Source organism: Rhodococcus artemisiae (genome assembly GCF_036327795.1).
GTDB lineage: Bacteria > Actinomycetota > Actinomycetes > Mycobacteriales > Mycobacteriaceae > Rhodococcus > Rhodococcus artemisiae.
In genome coordinates this window covers 153,046-171,967 of sequence record NZ_JAUTXY010000013.1, presented here as the reverse complement: position 1 = coordinate 171,967, position 18,922 = coordinate 153,046, and the positions used below count along the sequence as shown (strand labels likewise).

17 protein-coding genes are annotated in these 18,922 nt (G+C 66.6%); 9 read left to right on the top strand and 8 right to left on the bottom strand.

The window, feature by feature from the left end; translation table 11 throughout:
• Positions 1-21: 21 nt before the first annotated feature.
• Positions 22-1,047: an RNA-guided endonuclease InsQ/TnpB family protein gene (locus Q7514_RS24045; protein ID WP_330135773.1), complete on the top strand. Its 1,026-nt coding sequence runs from the start codon at positions 22-24 to the stop codon at positions 1,045-1,047.
• Here the strand turns inward: Q7514_RS24045 and Q7514_RS24040 are convergent, their stop codons facing one another.
• A complete protein-coding gene (locus Q7514_RS24040; protein WP_330135772.1) occupies positions 1,048-3,471 on the bottom strand; it encodes a glycerol-3-phosphate 1-O-acyltransferase in 2,424 nt (807 codons plus the stop codon). It lies immediately after the preceding gene.
• Between the two features lie 192 nt (positions 3,472-3,663).
• Between Q7514_RS24040 and Q7514_RS24035 the strand changes: the two genes are divergently transcribed.
• Entirely contained in the window at positions 3,664-5,106 is a 1,443-nt protein-coding gene (locus tag Q7514_RS24035; protein WP_408016173.1) for a bifunctional aminoglycoside phosphotransferase/ATP-binding protein, read from the top strand.
• Between the two features lie 53 nt (positions 5,107-5,159).
• Positions 5,160-5,963, top strand: coding sequence for a VIT1/CCC1 transporter family protein (locus Q7514_RS24030; RefSeq protein ID WP_330135770.1), 804 nt, complete (start codon positions 5,160-5,162; stop codon positions 5,961-5,963).
• A gap of 68 nt (positions 5,964-6,031) precedes the next feature.
• On the opposite strand, the gene Q7514_RS24025 is transcribed toward Q7514_RS24030, so the two are convergent.
• On the bottom strand, positions 6,032-6,925 hold the full coding sequence (locus Q7514_RS24025; RefSeq protein WP_330135769.1) for a universal stress protein: 894 nt from the start codon (positions 6,923-6,925) through the stop codon (positions 6,032-6,034).
• A gap of 133 nt (positions 6,926-7,058) precedes the next feature.
• A complete protein-coding gene (locus tag Q7514_RS24020; protein WP_330135768.1) occupies positions 7,059-8,585 on the bottom strand; it encodes a CYTH and CHAD domain-containing protein in 1,527 nt (508 codons plus the stop codon).
• A gap of 184 nt (positions 8,586-8,769) precedes the next feature.
• Between Q7514_RS24020 and Q7514_RS24015 the strand changes: the two genes are divergently transcribed.
• Positions 8,770-9,291, top strand: a complete 522-nt coding sequence (locus Q7514_RS24015; RefSeq protein WP_330135767.1) for a flavodoxin domain-containing protein — start codon at positions 8,770-8,772, stop codon at positions 9,289-9,291.
• A gap of 21 nt (positions 9,292-9,312) precedes the next feature.
• Here the strand turns inward: Q7514_RS24015 and Q7514_RS24010 are convergent, their stop codons facing one another.
• A complete protein-coding gene (locus tag Q7514_RS24010) occupies positions 9,313-9,819 on the bottom strand; it encodes an SRPBCC family protein (protein ID WP_330135766.1) in 507 nt (168 codons plus the stop codon).
• A gap of 38 nt (positions 9,820-9,857) precedes the next feature.
• Positions 9,858-10,769 carry a pseudouridine synthase gene (locus Q7514_RS24005; protein ID WP_330135765.1) on the bottom strand — a complete coding sequence of 304 codons (912 nt, stop codon included), beginning with the start codon at positions 10,767-10,769 and terminating at the stop codon, positions 9,858-9,860.
• Positions 10,770-10,914: 145 nt separating this feature from the next.
• Between Q7514_RS24005 and Q7514_RS24000 the strand changes: the two genes are divergently transcribed.
• Both Q7514_RS24000 and Q7514_RS23995 read left to right on the top strand, forming a co-directional pair.
• Positions 10,915-11,907: an alpha/beta hydrolase gene (locus Q7514_RS24000; RefSeq protein ID WP_330135764.1), complete on the top strand. Its 993-nt coding sequence runs from the start codon at positions 10,915-10,917 to the stop codon at positions 11,905-11,907.
• Entirely contained in the window at positions 11,897-12,766 is an 870-nt protein-coding gene (locus Q7514_RS23995) for an oxidoreductase (RefSeq protein ID WP_330135763.1), read from the top strand. Before Q7514_RS24000 ends, Q7514_RS23995 begins: the two co-directional genes overlap by 11 nt.
• Positions 12,767-12,797: 31 nt before the next feature.
• Here Q7514_RS23995 and Q7514_RS23990 read toward each other — a convergent pair whose 3' ends face one another.
• From Q7514_RS23990 to Q7514_RS23980, 3 genes are all read right to left on the bottom strand, one after another.
• A complete protein-coding gene (locus Q7514_RS23990) occupies positions 12,798-13,934 on the bottom strand; it encodes an RNA polymerase sigma factor (protein WP_330135762.1) in 1,137 nt (378 codons plus the stop codon).
• A gap of 94 nt (positions 13,935-14,028) precedes the next feature.
• The gene (locus Q7514_RS23985; RefSeq protein WP_330135761.1) at positions 14,029-14,664 is read right to left on the bottom strand and encodes a response regulator transcription factor; all 636 of its coding nucleotides are present in this window, start codon (positions 14,662-14,664) and stop codon (positions 14,029-14,031) included.
• Positions 14,661-15,854 carry a sensor histidine kinase gene (locus tag Q7514_RS23980; protein WP_330135760.1) on the bottom strand — a complete coding sequence of 398 codons (1,194 nt, stop codon included), beginning with the start codon at positions 15,852-15,854 and terminating at the stop codon, positions 14,661-14,663. The genes Q7514_RS23985 and Q7514_RS23980 overlap by 4 nt, the downstream gene beginning before the upstream one ends.
• A gap of 196 nt (positions 15,855-16,050) precedes the next feature.
• On the opposite strand from Q7514_RS23980, the gene Q7514_RS23975 reads away from it, so the two are divergent.
• The 3 genes from Q7514_RS23975 to Q7514_RS23965 all read left to right on the top strand — a co-directional run bounded on the left by Q7514_RS23975 (position 16,051) and on the right by Q7514_RS23965 (position 18,910).
• Positions 16,051-17,106, top strand: coding sequence for an ABC transporter permease (locus Q7514_RS23975; RefSeq protein WP_330135759.1), 1,056 nt, complete (start codon positions 16,051-16,053; stop codon positions 17,104-17,106).
• Positions 17,103-17,786 (top strand): ABC transporter ATP-binding protein, encoded by a 684-nt coding sequence (locus Q7514_RS23970; RefSeq protein WP_330135758.1) that lies wholly within the window; start codon positions 17,103-17,105, stop codon positions 17,784-17,786. Before Q7514_RS23975 ends, Q7514_RS23970 begins: the two co-directional genes overlap by 4 nt.
• Positions 17,787-17,860: 74 nt before the next feature.
• A complete protein-coding gene (locus tag Q7514_RS23965) occupies positions 17,861-18,910 on the top strand; it encodes a YeiH family protein (RefSeq protein ID WP_330135757.1) in 1,050 nt (349 codons plus the stop codon).
• The last annotated feature ends 12 nt before the right edge of the window (positions 18,911-18,922 follow it).

The window sequence follows — 18,922 nt, the reverse complement described above, 5'->3', positions numbered from 1 at the left end:
CCCTTCTGTTGTCATGGGCAGATGAGGACCGCGTACAAGGTCCGGGCCTACCCGGACCCCGAACAGTCGGCGCTGCTGCGCCGCACGTTCGGCTGCGTGCGCGTGGTGTGGAACAAGACCCTCGCCGACCGGCAACGCCGCTACACCACCGAACAGAAACCGACCCCCTACAAGGACACCGACGCCGCACTGTCCGAGTGGAAGAAAACCGAGGAGCTCGCGTTCCTCGGCGAGGTGTCCTCGGTGCCGCTGCAGCAGACGCTGCGCCACCAGCACACCGCGTTCCAGTCGTTCTTCAAGGGCATCGCCGAGTACCCACGGTTCAAGAACCGGCATTCTCGCCAGTCCGCGCATTACGCCCGCTCGGCGTTCCGCATCAAACCGGACGGGCTGTGGCTGGCGAAGACCACCGCGCCGATGAAGGTGGCGTGGTCCTGGCCCGGCATCGACCTTGCCAGGCTCGACCCGACGATGGTGGTCGTCTCCCGCGAGGCGGACGGGCGGTGGTTCGTGACGTTCGCCGTCGACACGACCGATCCCGCTCCGTTGCCGGATACGGGCGAGTCGGTCGGTGTGGACCTCGGGATCAAGGACTTCGCGGTCCTCTCGACCGGGGAGAAGATCGGGAATCCGAGGCACATGGCCCGGCACGAACGTGGCCTGCGCCGCCACCAGAGGCGTCTGGCGCGGATGCAGAAGGGCTCGAACAACCGCGCCAAGCAACGTTCGAGGGTGGCACGCAAGCACTCCCGTGTCCGCGATGCCCGACGTGACTTCCTCCACAAGACCAGCACGGATCTCGTGGCGCGGTTCGACACGATTGCCGTCGAAGACCTGGCCCCGCGCAATATGGTCCGCAACCGTCGGTTGGCGAATCGGGACGTCAATGCCGCGCAGAACATCCTCGTCGCCGCCGGGCTGGCGGAGACACCAAACGCCTGCGGAGGCGATGTCAGACGGCACGGGTTTTCCCGTCCGCATTCGCCGGTGAAACAGGAATTCCCGGATGTGAGTCCGAGAGTCCCCGTCCTTCAGGGCGGGGAGTAGTCAACGCTCCGCCTTCCTGTTCGACACGTCCAGTGACTCGGCCAATACGACCCGCTCACCGACGGCCAGCAGCTGTGACGCGAACGCACGACGCTTCTGCGCGACCGAATCGTCGTCCCGGTCGAGAAGCCCGCGGTTGCGCGCCAGCTCCAAAGCTGTTGCGAACAGTTCCGAGGATACGGACTCCGAACCGTGCAACCGGCCTTGCAGCAGCATCTGCCGACCCACCGCGACGCACTCGTCGAGAAATGCATCGCGATCGACCTCGAGCGTAGGATCCTTGCGCGCCAGCCGCTCGGCGACGACGAGCTGCGCGTCGAAGAACGAGCGCACTGTGCGGTGCGACATGAACAGTCCGCCCTCGATCAGCGCGTTGAGTGCCCGACTCTCGGAAGGAAGTGGCGTTCCCCACTCCCATTCGGGCACCAGGAGCTCCACTTCCGCGCGCAACTCCGATTCGAAGGTGTCGCGGTCGGGGAAGAAGAACTCGAACTTGAGCAGGTCACGCAGGTTCTTCGCTTCGTACCACGCCGTAAGCACCGGATTGTCGCTCGGGTGTTCGTGGACGAAGAGCACAGCGAGTTCGAGGATCGAACGGTTGACGAACCAATGGATACCGCTGTTGCGGTAGAACGCGGCGACGAGATGCTGACCCGGTTGGATCGAATACACGGCCTGGTCGCCCCCGGAGTACGTCGTCACGACACCGGCGTCGGTCAGTGCCGCGAGGACCTGGGCGAGTCCACCCTCGTGATCGAGGAGCCCCACCTCTCCCTGCGGGGCACCGCGGGCGTCCAGATAGCTGCGGACCGGCGCGACGACGGCGCGCACTTCGTCGAGTGTGAGCGCCCGGTCGCGGACCCCGAGCAGGGCGAGGGTGACAAGGCTGTTCACGGTGACCGGCGTGGTGCGGTTGATGCCCACCGCCACTTCGAATGCCACCTTCTGCATGGCCTTGCGCTGCAGACCCTCCCGGACTGCCGGATCGGGCGCGGTACCCTCCTGGCCTGCGGGGTCGGGACCTGCGCCCTCCTCTGCCGGCGAATCCGACAGGTCCGGATCCCCGCCCGCCGCGAGCTGCGCTCTCATCGACAACGGCGTGCCGAACTGCACGTAGACGTTGCCGGCGCTGCGCTGCTGATTGCGGGCGTAATTCGCCAGCCACCTCAGACCCTCGGGCTTCTTCGGGGCGCCGGTCTGCTCGGCCGCCACGGCCGCGACCTCGGCGAGCCCCTCGTAGGTGATCGACACAGGTACCAGCATCGCGTCGTCGACGCGACCACTACGGATGGCGTTCGCGACGTAGTTGAGGAGGCCGTAGCGCGGTCTGCGGAGCTTGCCGGTGCGGGTGCGGCCTCCTTCGAAGTACCATTCGAGATTGAATCTCTTGCTCAGCAGGAACGCGAAGTACTCCTCCAACGCCGCCTTGTACACCGTGTCGTTCCCGAAACTCCGCCGGATGAACACTGTGCCGGTGCGACGTGCGATGGGGCCGATGGGCCAGAACGTGAGGTTGGCACCGCCCATCAGGTGATTACCGGGGAAGTCGTGATCGGCCAGGATGCTGCCCAGGACGAACGCGTCGGCGTACGACCGGTGGGACGGCAGGAACACCAGTGGATGCGTGCGATTGAGCTCGCGCAGCGACTCCAGCCCGGAGTCGTCGGCATGCACCGTCCACGCCGACGTGTGCAGTGGCCGCATGGCCTGTGTGAAGAGGTCTGTGACCAGGCGTGACTGCACCGCCACGAGCTCGTCCAGTGCGTCGCGGGCTCGTGCGTCGACTTCGTCGCGGGAAAGGTGTTCGTCGGTGGCGATGGTGTCGAGACGTCGGCGGAACGACGGCTGATCCATGATCTGTGCGGCAACGAGCCGGGGCACCTTGTATCGGTCGCCGATGACGGCGCGTTCGGCCCGCTCGAGCGCGACCACGGCGCGGCGGGTCACATAGCGCGCGAGGGACGCCGCGTCCGGGACTCGGCCGTGTTCCTCGGCGGCAAGCTGCTCACGAAGGTCCTCGAGCCGCGCGGGTGCTGCCACGACGATGCGAGACCGGTCGGAGGATCTGCCGACCAGCCACTTCTGGATCAGCACGTTGGGGTTGCGGGGGTTGGTCAGCGCCAGCACATCCGAGAAGCGTGCGCGACGGGCCCCGTCGCGTTCGGAGGGGAGCCACACGACTCGGACCGGGAGCAGGAGCGGATCGTCGGTTCGGTCGGAGAGCGTGGAGGCGAGGACCCGTGAGTCGAGGTCCAGGACATCGGGGCGGCCGGACGCGCGGTAGTCGGCGGGTACCTCCGCCGAGTTGCACCATCGGTCCAGGAGTTCACGTTCGATCTTCGTCCTCGCTGCGGACAGGATGACGACCCGGCCTTTCCCGGCGGTGTTGTTCTCGCTGACGCTGGACTCCCTGTCGATACTCATTGTTCCCCTGTCCGATATCCACTCGACAGCAAACTACCGCTTTCGGGCGGAGTGCTCAGGCGCAACGGCGCAAGTCACTGTGCGACTCCGGTGCACGAACCGCGCGAGATGCGGGCACAGTAGGACGAGAAGACTGCAGAACGACACGAGAGGTGCGCAGTGAACGGGCAAGCAGAGACCTCATACGCGTCGATGCGGGAAACCCACAGTTCGGTGGTGTTCTTCGTCGGTGATCGAGTGCACAAGATGAAGAAGCCACTCGATCTGGGCTTTCTCGACAATCGCACGCGCGCTGCGCGGGAGTGGATCTGCCACCGCGAGGTGGAACTCAACCGGCGCCTGGCCCCGGACGTGTATCTCGGCGTGGCCGACATGCACGATCCGGGCGGGGACGTCTGTGAGCACTTCGTCGTCATGACGAGACTTCCCGATGAACGACGTATGGCGGCATTGATCGAACGGGGTGAAGACGTCGGTGCGGCCGTCGAAGACGTGGCACGGCAGGTTGCCGCGCTGCATGCCGAGTCGCCGCACGATCCGGACATCGATCGGTGTGCAACTGCGGATTTCGTCACCGGCCTCTGGCGGTTGAGTCTCGATCATCTCGACCGTCTGCAGGTAGGTCGGGAGGCCGGACCTACCGTCACTCGGATCCGCGCTGCGTCCGAGCGCTACCTACAGGGACGTAGGGCGTTGTTCGAGCAGCGTATCGCGGATGGCCGGGCGGTCGACGGGCACGGAGACATGCTCTGCGACGACATCTTCTGTATGGACGACGGCGCCCGCATCATCGACTGTCTCGAGTTCGACGACGAACTCCGATACGGAGACGTGACCCTCGACCTTGCCTTTCTCGCAATGGATTTCGAACGCCTTGGGGATCTCGGTGCGGCGCGCACGTTGCTCGATACGTACGCCACGCATACGGACGATCACCCTCCTGCATCGTTGGTGCACCATTACATCGCCTACCGGGCATTGGTGCGAGCCAAGGTGACTGCGTTGCGTCACGAACAGGGGGACCCTGACTCACGCGAAGTGGCCCTCGGTTTCCTCGCGCAGGTCGCCCGCAATCTGGACCGCGGGCGGGTGCGGCTGGTGCTCGTCGGTGGTGTTGCTGCAACCGGAAAGTCGACGTCGGCGCGGACGATCGGACACCACCTCCGGGCGACGGTCCTTCGAAGTGACGTGATTCGTAAGGAACTCGCAGGGATGGCCCCGACCGAACGCACCGGGGACGGAATCGGCTCGGGTCTGTACTCGGAGGCGAACACCGAGGCGACCTACCGGGAACTGTGCCGCCGCGCCGTCGAGTTGCTTGCACGGGGTGAGTCGGTAGTGCTCGACGCGACGTGGCTGGCGGAGGAACATCGTCGCGCTGCGCGGGAGGTCGCGGCTTCGACGACTGCAGATCTGATCGAGATCGAATGCACAGCCGACCCGGAGGTGCTGGTGCAGCGCATCGAATCTCGTACCGCACGCGGAGACGATGCGTCCGATGCGACGCCCGCGGTGCTCGACGAACAGCTGCGCCGGCGCGACGAGTGGTCGGATGCTGTGGTCCTCGACACGACCGCGGGCGGATCGCCCGACACCGACTGGCTCGAACGGGAACTCGGCCGCGCGCCCTGGTGAGGTGAGCCTGACCGTGCTATCGGAAGCTGCCTGCGAGTTCTACTCTGGCGATCATGTCGATACCGGAGTCAGTGTCCGACGATGCGGCGGAGCCGCAGGTGTCCGACGATGCGGCGGAGCCGCAGGTGTCCGACGATGCGGCGGAGCCGCAGGTGTCCGACCATGCCGCGGAGCCGCACACCAGTGGTCTCGCCACCAAACTGAACTGGTTGCGGGCCGGGGTGCTCGGGGCGAACGACGGAATCGTCTCCACGGCGGGCCTCGTCGTCGGCATTGCCGCAGCCACCACAGACCGGTCGACGATTCTCGTTGCCGGTGTGGCAGGGCTGGCCGCCGGCGCGGTCTCGATGGCGTTGGGGGAGTACGTGTCGGTGAGTGCGCAGCGCGACACCGAACGAGCCGCGTTGCGGACCGAACGCCGCGAGCTCGAGGCGATGCCTGAAGCGGAACTCGAAGAACTGACCGGATTGCTCGAGAGCAAGGGGCTGTCGAGAGCTACTGCGCATTCGGCCGCAGAGGAACTGACCGCCCGCAACGCCCTGCGCGCCCACGCGGAGATCGAGCTGGGGATAGATCCGACCGAGCTCGCGAACCCGTGGGTCGCGGCCCTGTCGTCTGCGGTCGCGTTCACGACAGGTGCGTTGGCGCCGCTTCTGATGATCGTGTTCGTGGCCGAATCTGTCCGGATTCCAGTGACGTTCGTGGCGGTGTTGTTCGCGCTCGCCGCGACCGGCTCGGTCGGTGCCTGGCTCGGAGGTGCGCGACCGGGACGCGCGGTGGTGCGCGTCGTGCTCGGAGGTGCACTCGCCATGGCGGTGACCTACGGGCTCGGCATTGCATTCGGCGTTGCACTCTGAACGATGCGCGCATCAGGCCCACGCCCCGCAGTGGGGCGTGGGCCTGATCGTCTTCCTTCGGTGCTCGGTCAGGGCCTGCGTGCAACCAGAACGGGGCAGGGCGCGTTGTGCAGAAGGTTCTGGCTGGTGGAGCCGAGCAGGGCGGCGGCGAACTGGCCCCGACCGTGGCTGCCGACGACGGCGAGTTGCGCATCCTGCAGGTGGTTCAGCAGTACCTTCGCGGCCGGTCCGCGATCGATGACGCGACTGACCTCGACGTCCGGATATTTCTCGTGCAGTCCCGCGAGGGACTCGGCGAGCACGGCCGACTCCGACTCCTCCACGGCCTTCCAGTCGACCAGCGCGGCGGTGGCACCGACACCGAGTGCGGCGTCGCCGATCCACGAGTGCACGGCCGAGAGCGGTGCGCCGAGGGTCTGTGCGTACTCGAACGCGTATTCCACTGCCGCAGCGGAGAGTTCGCTTCCATCCACGCCCACGACGATGGGCTTGGTGCTGGGAAGCGGATCGGTGGTGTCGCCCCGCCACACCACCACCGGGCACGGTGCGTGGTTGGAGACGCGTACGACCGTCGAGCCGAGCAGGAAGTTCTCGACCTTGCCCGCTCCCGTGGCGCCCATGACGAGGACGCGAGCGTCTTCGGCGGCCTCGAGAAGGGAGGTGGCGGCGGGCCCGGGGCCGATGAAGCTCTGCACCTCGAGGCCGGGGTTGTCGGCGCGAACGAGATCGGCGACGTCGGAGAGGACCTGCTTACCGTCCTTCTCGAGCTGGTCGATCATCTGGGACTGGATCAGCACAGCAGCTTCGCTGTAGAAGATCCCTTCGCTGGGCAGCGAATGAACGAGCTCGAGGGGCGCGTCGAGGCGCGCGGCCAGGGCGCCTGCCCACCGGGCGGCTGCCGCAGCGGTCTCGGAACCGTCGACGCCTGCAACGACGGCCTTGCTTGTGCTCGGTGTGCTCATCGATGTCTCCTTCACTTGTACGGCGACCTGTGGGGACGGGCGACCGATCGGCTACGGATGTCACGTTACGCCATGCGAATCCGGTGCATACCCGGGAATGTCGGCGCTTCGTGGCAGGGTCGTAGGTCCCGATTCAGCGCCACAACGTGCGGGCGGACTTGTAAGCCTTCTTCCATGCCGACTCGAGGTGTACGGCCTGTTGCGCGCCGATCTCCGCTTCGAGCTGGTGCAGAACACCGAGGCCGAAACTGGACTCGGCGGAGTGCCCTTGCTCGGACACGATGTCGAGCAGATGGTCGCGGGCGACCACCGAGTCCTGGAACTCACCCAGCAAATCCTGGAACTCGTCGAACCGGTCGAGGGCGTGCTCGGCGCGTTTCGGGTGCAGCGGCGCGATCACCTCGATCGCGTAGCGCAGCCGCTTCGATCCCTTGCGTGCGCGATGCATCCGTTCGTCGCGCTCGGCGTCGTCGGGGGCCTCGGCCACCCGGTTCACACGCTTCGACACCTTCTTGGCGAGTTTCTCGATCGACCCGGCGAGTTTTGCGGGCTTGGGCCGGTGTTGCTTGTCCCGTTCTTTCGGTGCGGAGGACAGTTCGCCGATCAGCGTGTCGAGACTGTCGATCAGCACCAGATACCGATCGGAGTCGAGGGTGATGATCGCTTCGGAGCGTGCCGCAACCGATTTGGCTGTGAAGTACTCGTCGATGCGCGCACGTGTGGCCTCGCGATACTGCTCGACGCTGATCTCCGCGACCCGGTCGACGAGACGTTCGTGCTGGACCTCGAGGTCGCGGGACGGGCTCAGACACCTTCCGAGCCAGCGCAGTTCCTCGACGAGTGCGGTGTCGATCGCGAAATCGTCCGCGTAGGTCTGCAGCGCGCTGCGGAGTCGGCGGGCCGCTTTGCGCATGCTGTGCACGGCATCGGGTGCATCGCGGCGTACGGCGATGTCGGACATCAGCAGCGTCTGTCGTTCATGCGCGAGATAGTCGCGCAGATATCCAGCGGTACCTCGAAGGTGCTCGGGGGCCGGGATGAGATCGCCGAGCACCCGGTGCACCTTCGACGGGCTGGGAGAGCGTGTGATGCCCTCCGCGACGAGGAGCTCCTCGACGGCATCCAGGATCGAGAGGTCGGCCTCCGGCCCCAGTTCGACCTCGATCTCCCGCCACTGCGGTTCGGCGTCGTCGACGCTACGGATCGCGGTCACATCGTCGACGACCACTTCGGCGAGCAGTGCACCGTCGGTCCCGCGGAGCCGATGCCGGTGGCGTCGTGTGTTCAGAAGCGCGGCGAGAGCCACAGGGCGGTCCCGCCGGACGCCACGGAGCAGCGCGAGCAGTGCATCGGGCACCACGTCGGTGGGATCGTCGGCCGTGAACGGGTGATGCAGCTCGGTCCGGCTGTCGCCACCAGCGGGAAGTTTCGAATGCCAGCCGGCGTCGTCGCCGCCTTCGCGACGGCGAAGGGTGATCTTCGACCGCAGCAACTGCAGGTCGGGTGTGTCGAAGTATTGAGCGGACAGGTCGACCGTGTCGACGTCGATCGACGTGACTCCCGCAATACCCGCCAGATCGGGCAGATTCTGGTCGGGTGTCGCCGTGTACTTGCGTTCGGTCTCCTCGGACGTCGATGTGGTCGATCTCGCAGGCGTCATGATCCTCCTGTCCGGTGGTGTGCACCGAGTGCTCCCTGGAGTGCAACTGTGCCATCGAGTTCCCGATATGTCGCGAGTGCGGGATGTGAACGACAACAGAAGTTCGGGAGATGGGCACTTGTGCTCTGGTCTTCTGCCGATATCCGGGTGATCATGGGGAAACGCGGGCCTCCGGAGGGTGAGAATGAGGATTTTGGTGGCGGTGGCGAGCAAGCATGGCTCCACCGCGGAACTCGCAACGGCCTTGGCTGCGGGCTTGCGTCATCACGGCGCCGACGTCGATGTCCGCGCGCCCGGCGCAGTATCGAGCGTCGCCGGTTACGACGTCGTGATCGTGGGCAGTGCTGTCTACCGCAATCGGTGGCTGCGTGAGGCCAGAGATTTCCTCGACGAGTACGCCGGGCCGCTGCGAAGACGCGAGGTCTTCCTCTTCTCGTCCGGGCCGATCGCGGAGCAGGGGCGTCCCGTGAACAATCATTACGATGTCGCGCCCGCAATGGCACGTACCGGTGCTCGCGAGCACCGGACGTTCGCCGGCAAGATCGATCCCGCTGTACTCAGCGCCGGTGAGCGTGTTGTCGTCCGGATGACGGGGGCTCGGCTCGGCGACTTCCGCGATTGGGATGAGATCGGTTCGTGGGCGTCGGAGATCGTCGCTCGGGTGACGGACCGTACCGGGCGGCGAGTGCCCACCGAGCACACCTGACGGCCCGGTCGCCGGGCCGCGTCAGCTGCCGGGGCCGCGGTAGTGCTCGGCCAGTTCCTCCGCACGTTCCCACATGGACCAATCGATCGGCCTGCCATCGAGCTGGGCCTCGACGACTTCGAACCCGGCATGCCAACCCGCGCCGTGGGCGTACGCGTCGTCCTCGGTGTCCGTGGTGTGGGTGAGGGTGAGCCAACATCCGCCGGATCCGTCGGGTGCCAGCTCCCAATGCAGGACATCGGAGTCCCACATCAGCTCGAGTATCTGTCCGGGGTGCACGACGAGGACCGAACCGCTTGCGGTGTGCCCGGCTGGAAGACCGAAGCGGCGTACCTGTTCGTCGGTGGTGCGGAACTGGAGTTGCGCGCCCGGAGTGAGGTCCCATTCGACTGCCGCGGGGAACCAGGCGTCGAGGTACTCGGGATTTGTGATGACACTCCACACTTTCTCCGGTGCATGGGGGAAAGCGCGTTCGAAGCGCAGGGCCACTCGGCCGTCATACGTACGAGAAATACTGCCGAGATTCATGGGTCCTCCAAGACAAGAAGCCCGTGCCGTCAACGGGGTCATGGGGTGCTGTGTCCCCATGCTGCCAGGTTTCTGCGGCTTGTGAAGCGAGTCCACCGACCCGTGATCGGATCGTCGAATTCGATCGCGCGCGCAAGCAGTTGGAGCGGTGACGAATAGTCGTCACGTGCAACGTCGTACACGTGTGGATAAAGAGGATCGCCCACGATGGGAATGCCCGCGGAGTTCATGTGTACGCGTAATTGATGTGTTTTCCCGGTCGTCGGTAACAGCCGGTACAACGCACGTTCGCCGCGGACGTCGTGCACGTCGATGCGGGTGACGGCGTTGGCCTCGCCGGGAACTTCATGCGCCTGGAGCACCCCGCGTTCCTTCTCGATGCGACTCTGCACGTCGAGAGGGAACCGGAGGTGCGGCGCAGCCGGCGCGACCGCTTCGTACTCCTTCGCGACCGTCCGGGCGTCGAAGAGCATCTGGTAGGCGCGGCGTGCCTCGCGGCGAACCGTGAAGACGAGCACTCCGGCGGTGAGGCGGTCGAGTCGGTGTGCGGGTGTGAGTTCGGGAAGGTCGAATTCGCGGCGTAATCGCACGAGCGCGGTTTCCGCCACCCACGATCCTCGGGGCGTGGTGGGAAGAAAGTGAGGTTTGTCGACGACGAGCAGATTGTCGTCACGGTGGAGAATGTCGATTTCGAACGGCACGCGTGTCTCGGTGGGCGGATCACGATAGAGGAACACGAACGTGCGTGGAACGTATGGACTGGTCTGCGAGATCACAGTTCCGTCTCCGGCCAGGACCTCGCCGGATTCGATCTTCTCGTCGATCCGTGCGGCGTCGCCGGGGAAGCGAGCGCGCAGATACTCCGCTACCGTCTCTGACGTGCAGTTTTCCGGGAGCCGCAGACGGGTGGGATTCAGTCCGTCTCGGACGGGCAGGGGAGCGTCGGGCACGTGAAGATACGGTAGTCGCCGAGGCATCGATTTCGGTTTCGGCTTTGCAGGATAACGATTGTGTGCAAGCCTGCTTAAGTCTCGCGTCCACTTATATCGTGTGACGAGAGTGATTTCTGGGGAAGACGTTTAAGGAGAGCTTGGTGTGACGAATTCGTCCGAAAACGGAACGCGACGGGGAACGCGCGCCCTGGTGCGGCTGCTCGTGGCAGCGATCGTGGTTCCGCTCGCGCTCGTCTTCGCAGGTTTCGGCGCCGGAACCGCGTCGGCAGATCCGTACACCCGCTTCTCCGAGGACTGGGTCGCAGCACCCGGCGGCGTCGGTCAGATCAAGGTGCGCATCTGGCACGCGAACAACGGCAGCAACAAGGCCGTGTATCTGCTCGACGGCCTGCGCGCCACCGACGATGTCAGCGGCTGGGAGCACGAGACCAACGCCGCATGGCTTGCCGACAACGGCATCAACGTCGTGATGCCGGTGGGCGGACAGTCGAGCTTCTACGCCGACTGGTACGCGCCGAGCAACATCAACGGCCAGCAGTACACCTACAAGTGGGAATCGTTCCTCACCCAGAACCTCCCTGATCACCTCGCCGCCGCCTACGGCATCTCCCGAAGCAACAATGCGGTCGTCGGGCTGTCGATGGGTGGAAACGCCGCACTGATCCTCGCCGCCTACCATCGCGACCAGTTCGGCTTCGCCGGTTCGCTGTCCGGATACCTGAACCTGTCCGCACCCGGAATGCGCGAAGCGATTCGCATCGCGATGCTCGACGCCGGAGGCTACAACTCCGACGCCATGTGGGGCCCGCCGTGGGATTCCGCGTGGTTGCGCCACGACCCGTTCGTCGCGGCACCGAATCTGCGTGGTCTGCCGATGTGGATCGCCGCCTCGAGTGGCCTGCCCGGTGAGCACGACCGTCCCAACTCCGCGATCGGCGTGTTCAACACCGCCAACGCGATGGGACTCGAAGCACTCGCGCTCGCACAGAACCGCGCATTCCAGGTCCGCCTGGCCACGCTCGGTATCGACTCCGCACACTTCTCCTTCCCCGCCACGGGTACCCACACGTGGGGCTACTGGCAGGACGAGCTCTGGGAGATGCTCCCGATGATGAAGGCGTCGATTGGCGCCTGAGTCCACTGCATCATCGGTAGCGCCGGTCACCTTCTTGGTGACCGGCGCTACCAGTGGTGTGGGGGAGGCAACTGCTCGTTCACTCGGTGCAGCCGGGGCAACGGTCCTGCTTGCAGGACGCAACACTGTCGCGGGCGAACGCATCGCATCGGAGATCGGCCCGAACGCGTCGATGCACCGGCTCGATCTGGCCGACCTCGATTCGGTCCACGAGTTCTCCGCCGACCTCGGTAAGCGCACGATCGACGTACTCGTGAACAATGCCGGAGTCATGGCATTGCCGCTGACCCGGACGCCGGATGGGTTCGAGATGCAGTTCGGCACGAATCACCTGGGGCACTTCGCGCTGACCGGGTTGTTGCTCGACCGCATCACCACGCGCGTCGTCACAGTGTCCAGCGCTGCCCACCTTCTCGGCCGGTTGAATCTCGACGATCTCAACTGGGAGCACCGCCGCTACAGCAGGGCGGGTGCCTACGCGCAGTCCAAACTCGCGAACCTGGTGTTCAGCCTGGAACTCGAACGGCGCCTCGCGGAGGCCCGTTCGCCGTTGCGTGCGATCGCTGCCCACCCCGGGTATGCCGCGACGGAGGTCGGGAGCAACACCGGCACGTGGTTCGACGGACTCTTCGGTTTCGGCAAGAGGGTCCTGCAGCGCACCTCCGCTCAGGGGGCCGAATCGGTGGTGTGCGCGGCGGCGGATCCGTCGATGACCGGTGGCCTGATCGGACCGGACATGCTGTTGTACGGCTCACCGCACCAGGCCCGGATCGCCCGCAGGGCGCGCGACCGCGACGTCGCCCGCAGGCTGTGGGAGCTGTCGGAGAAGTTCACCGGCGTGACGTTCCCCCTGTCGTGACGTTCGTGCCGTGGTCACGCGCACGGCCGGCCTATTCCTCCGACAGTCCAGAAGGCACCCCGGGTTCGAACGTGAACACCGGTGGTGCCGTATTCGTCGAGCCCCCACCGGTACTTCCGTCGGTTTCCGAGCGATCGGATTCGTCGTCGGAGTCGTTGTTGCGGGACCGGTCGCGTCGAGACGTCCACCCGGTCTCGGTGGTCGTGGGGGAGGACTCGGTCGTGGGTGACGGATCGATGGAGGTCTGCGGCGAGGATGTCTCCGTCGCGGCGTCGGTCACCTCGGTCGTCGTGACCGGGGCCGGGACAACGGTCGACGTGCTCGTCTCCGGGGACGCGGTGGTCGGTCTAGTCGTGACAGGGGCGGTGGTGCCCTCCGGATAGTCCCCGAAGTCCACGCGCAGCGTCGCGCCGCTCGGACTCGGCACGCTCTGCTCGGCGGGCGCACGATCGACGAAGGCGAACACCGCGACGGCGACCAATGCTGCGACCCCGGCTGCGGACGCGCCCCACGCGACGATAGCGCGTCGTGGTCGCCCGGGCGCCGGAAAACCTGTGCGATCGACCGGGTCGATCCGGCGCCCCATTGCGGTGCGTTCTGCGGCGGACGGCGGCGCCGTGAGCACCCGGTTGCGCAGATAGGGCGGCGGCGGGGCCGTGGGCAGTCGGTCGAGTTGCCCGGCCGGGTCGGTGGAGGCAGCGCTCGCGTGTTCGAGCGCGGCGGCGACATCGAATCCCCGGCCGATGATCGCGGCGACCTGACGGTCGGTGAACCCGTGCCGCACGGTGAGGTCGACCGCCTCGAGATCTGTCGGATCCAGTGCGTGCACAGGCGCGAGGACAGTGGTCTCGGAATCGACGTCCGCTTCGGGGCCGGCGGGAACGTAACCCAGCGCAGAACCGCTGGAGGCGCGCACGCACTCCGACCGCGCGATCGCGTACAGCCACGGCCGGAACATGTCGGGATCACGCAGCGTCCGGATCCGTTCGATCGCGATCCACACCGCATCGTGCACCACGTCGGAGGCGGTGGACGGATCGAGGAACCCGCGCACGTACCCGTACAGTCTCTCGGCGTGCAGGTCGTAGACGTCGGCGGCTGCGTCGCCGACCTTCGCGCGCAGCGCCGAGACGAGCGAACGATCTGTCCCTCCCGAATGCCGGCTCAATCGTCGAACCTTCCGCGTGTTGGAATCGATCGTGTCGTTCGGCGCAGTCTACGAGGGAATCGGCGCGCCGGCCGCCCGGACCTACGGGGGTCCGTCAGCGGCGGATGTAACCGAGTGCGGTGGCCTTCGCGACCGCTGCGGTGCGGGAGTCGACGCCGAGCTTGGTGTAGATGTGCGCGAGATGCGACTTGACGGTGCCCTCGGTCAGATGCAATTGCCGTCCGATCCGCTGGTTGGACAGACCCTCGGCGACGAGCGTGAGGACCTCGACCTCGCGTCGGGTCAGCGCAGTACCCGGATTGCGCAACCGGGTGACCAGTCGATCGGCCACGGCGGGCGCCAGAGTGGTGCGTCCGGCCGCAGCCGTGCGGATCCCCGCGGCGAGCTCTTCGGGAGGAGCGTCCTTGAGCAGGTATCCGGTCGCGCCGGCCTCGATCGCGGGCAGCGTGTCGGCGTCGGTGCCGTAGGTCGTCACGACCAGGATCCGCGGCGCGTCGGGGCGGGCGGTGATCGCGGCGGTGGCCTCCGCGCCGGTCATGCCACCACCGAACCGTAGGTCCATGACGACGACGTCGATGTCGCCCTCCGCCGCGCGAGCAACGGCTTCCTCTGCGGTCGCGGCCTCCGCGACCACGGTCATACCCGGCTCGGTCTCGAGCACGGCGCGTAACCCGGCACGGACGACGGGATGATCGTCGGCGAGCAGCAGCCGGATCGGTTCACCTGTCACGGATCCACCTCGATCGTGGGGAGCGGAAGACGAGCGGCGAGGGCGGTGCCCGACCCGGGTTCGGACTCGAGGGTGAACGTGCCCCGGAGATCGAGTATCCGTGCACGCATAGCAGCCAACCCGAACCCGTCGCCGTCCGGCCCCGGAGGGCGTACCGAGGAGGGGTCGAATCCACGCCCGTCGTCGACGATGTCCACAGCGACCTGGTCGTCGAGGAAACTGAGGGTGATCTTCACTGTCGTGGCGTCGGCGTGGCTCACGGTGTTCGCGAGCGCAGACTGCGCGACACGTAACAACGCCACCTCGTGGGCGGTGGGTAGGGGCACCGGCGTCCCGGTCAGGTCGAACCGGGCATCGAGGCCGTGCCGCGCCGATGCGGTTGCGCAGAGGCGATCGAGTGCGTCGGCGAGGGTCGTGCCCTCGAGTGCCGGGGGAGTCAGGGCAGCGACGAACCGCCGAGCCTCGGCCAGATTGTCCACAGCGGCGGTCCGGGCCTGCACGACGAGGTCCGCAGCGGCATCGGTGCGATCCGGCAGCGCACGTTCGGCGGCGCGCAGCAGCAATTGGATGCTCGACAGGCCCTGAGCGAGAGTGTCGTGGATTTCGCGCGCCAGGCGCTCGCGTTCCTGCAGGACACCCGCGCGGTGCTGCGCTGCCGCCAAGTCGGCGCGTGTCGCGGTCAGCTCGTCGATCAGCATCCGACGCTGTTCACTCTCCCGGTACAGGGTCTGGTATCCCCACACGACGGCGACGGCGACCGCGGCGCCCAGAGTCGGACCGATCACCGCGGCGGGTGTCACGGTGTCCTGGTGGAGGGCGAACCCCGCCACGGCCCCGATCGCGGTAACGGCCACCGCGACCAGCCCGTAGCGCCGCGGCAGCAAGTGGAGCTGCACGAAGTACAGGGGGAATGCCAGCCACACGCCTTCTGCGGACAGTGACATCAGAACCAGCCAGACGACGCCGACTGCGACGAGCCAGAGCGCAGCCGCGCGCGTGGACCGTGCGACGACCGGCAGCAGCGGCCCTGCTGCGTAGGTCAGGGCAAGGACGGCGGACACGGTGGCCACCGCGCCCGCATCGGGAGCGTCGCCCGCCACCACGCGCACGACCGTCAGGGCAAGCAGGCCGATCACGAGCAGGTGCAGGCACCAGGCCAGGACCTTGGTGGCGGTCGTCGAAGTATTCACTGTCGAGCCAGCTTACGGACTTCGCCCCGCATCGACATCTGTCGAAAGGTGGAGGCCGAACGCCTCAGTTCGATCCGGAAAGTCACCACGGTCGCCAGATGATCACAGGGGCTGCGGCGACGACAGTGGATGACGTCCGATACCGACTCCGTTCGTATTCGGCCCGTCCGATTCAGCCATAGGAGTGTGCCGCACTGTGTTCGTCGCCTGGAGAGACCTGAGATTCGCCAAGGGCAGATTCGCCCTCATGGCGGCCGTCATCGTCCTGATCACCCTACTGGTCGGGTTGCTGTCCGGTCTGACGGCCGGACTCGCCCGCCAGAACATCTCCGCCATCACGGATCTGCCCGTCGATCGCCTCGTGTTCTCCGATCCTGGCGGCGAGGACCTGTCGTTCACCAACTCCACCCTCACCCGTGAGCAGTGGAGGCAGTGGGACGACGCCCCCGGGGTGGCGAGTGCCGAGCTGCTCGACATCTCCACCGCGAGGGCGACGGCAGGAACGCCGAACAGTCCCGTGACCGCGTCGGTATCCCTGTTCGCCGTCGATGCCGGGTCGGGCCTCCTTCCGGGTGGTGAGCAGGTCACTGCCGAGGCGGCGGTGCTGTCGGAAACTGCTGCCGATGACCTGTCCGCCGACGTCGGTGACCGCGTCGCGGTGAACGGTCGCGAGCTGACCGTGACGGCGGTACGCGGCGACGACTCCTTCGGTCATCTCCCCGTGGTGTGGACCGCCCTTTCGGAACCGGCGGGCACGGTGATCGCACTGAATGTCGTCGACGGATTCGACAGCACTGCAGCCGATCTCAGTATCGGAACGGAGACCGTCACCAAGAGCGACTCGCTGTCCGCGATCGGCTCGTACACCTCGGAGAACGGGTCACTGCAGTTGATGCAGGTGTTCCTGTTCGTCATCTCTGCTCTCGTCGTCGGCGCGTTCTTCACCGTGTGGACGGTCCAGCGCAGCGGCGACATCGCCGTGCTGAAAGCGCTCGGAGCGCCGACCTCCGTGCTGCTGCGCGACGCCCTCGGGCAGGCGGTGGTCATGCTGACGGTCTGCACTCTCGTCGGCACCGGTCTTGCCGCTGCGCTCGGCGCGGTGATCTCCGGTTCCGTCCCGTTCGAGTTGACGCTCTCGACAGTCCTGATTCCCGCAGCGGTGATGATCGCACTGGGCGCTGCCGGTGCAGCCCTCGCGGTCCGCCGCGTCACCTCCGTCGACCCTCTGATCGCCCTGGGAAGTGCCCGATGAGCCTGAACCTGACCGATGTCACTCTCACCTACCCCGACGGCGACGAGCGTCTTGTCGCTCTCGATCGCGTCACCCTCGACGTCGAGGCCGGCAACGTCACCGCCGTCGTCGGCCCGTCGGGTTCCGGGAAGTCGAGCCTGCTCGCCGTCGCCGCGACCTTGATCGCGCCGGACTCCGGTACGGTCACCGTCGCTGGGACGTCCACGGCCGGTATGTCCCGCGGTGCGCTGGCAGATCTGCGTCGCAAGAAGATAGGCATCGTGTTCCAGCAGCCCAATCTTCTGCCGTCGCTGACCGCGGTCGAGCAACTCCAGGTCACCGCTGCGATCGACGGGCGCTCCGTATCCGCGGCCCGCAGCAGGGCCCTGGCTCTCCTCGACACCGTGGGACTGGCGGATCAGGCGGAACGTCGCCCGCATCAGCTCTCCGGAGGACAGCGTCAACGCGTCAACATTGCGCGCGCGTTGATGAACGAGCCGCCGGTGCTTCTCGTCGACGAGCCGACGAGCGCGCTCGATCACGACCGTGGCGCCGAGATCGTCGACCTCATCGTCGGGCTCACCCATCGGCAAGGCACAGCGACCGTCCTGGTCACCCACGATCGTGCCCATCTCGTTGCGGTAGACGAAGTCGTCGAGGTGGCGGATGGTCATGTCATAGGTGCATGCCCGAGGAGCTAGGCATATCGATTCGATATGTGCCCATGCTCGAGTGACGTCTATCGGCATGTGCCGATGCAGCGCAGAGTCGACCTATGCACACTTCCACCGTCAGCGCGCCCCCATCAGCGGCTCCGACCCGAGGCCCGAGCCGGCTGTCGGCGGCAACCGACCTCGCGCCCGGACTTGCGCTGTGCGCGGCAGCAACGGCGGCTGCGATGGGAATCAACGCGTTTCTCCCGACCGTCAGCCCGCTGCTGATCGCGATCGTTCTCGGCGCGGTCGTTGCGAACGTGGTCGACCTTCCCCAGCGCGTGCGCCCGGGTCTGACGTTCTCGGCCAAGCGCCTGCTGCGTGTGGGCATCGCACTGCTCGGTCTGCAATTACTCCTCGCGGACGTGCTCGGGCTCGGCTGGAAGGTCATCGTCGTGGTGATCGCCGTGGTCGCCCTCGGAATCACGGGGACGATGTTCGTCGGCGGACTGCTCGGGCTCACGTGGACCCAGCGCATCCTCATCGCGTGTGGATTCTCGATCTGCGGTGCGGCAGCCGTCGCCGCTGTGGACGGTGTCGTCGACGCGAAAGAGGAAGAGGTGCTCACTGCTGTTGCGCTCGTGGTGATCTTCGGAACGTTGATGATCCCCGCGGTACCTCTGCTGGCGCAGGCTCTCGGCCTGTCCGACGAGGCTGCCGGTGTGTGGGCGGGAGGATCGATCCACGAGGTTGCTCAGGTTGTTGCGGCAGGCGGGGTCATCGGTGGTGCGGCGCTCGGGGTGGCCGCGGTGACGAAGCTGGCTCGGGTACTGATGCTTGCGCCGGTGATTGCGATTCTCGGTGTGCGTCGTCGACTTACCGACTCCGGAGCCGACGCGCACCGTCCTCCGCTCGTGCCGCTGTTCGTTGCAGCGTTTCTCGTGTGCGTTGCGGTGCGAGCAAGCGGGCTGGTTCCGGACGTTGCACTCGACGTGGCGTCCGTCGTGCAGACCGCGCTGCTCACCGCGGCGATGTTTGCCCTCGGTGCCGGTGTACACGTAGCGACCATCAAGAAGGTGGGTGCGCGACCCTTCGTCCTTGCCGCGATCTCGACCGTGTGGGTCGCGTCGATCGCGCTGGCCGGGGTGTTCCTCGCGGGTCTCGGGTCCTGACCGCTGCTGCTC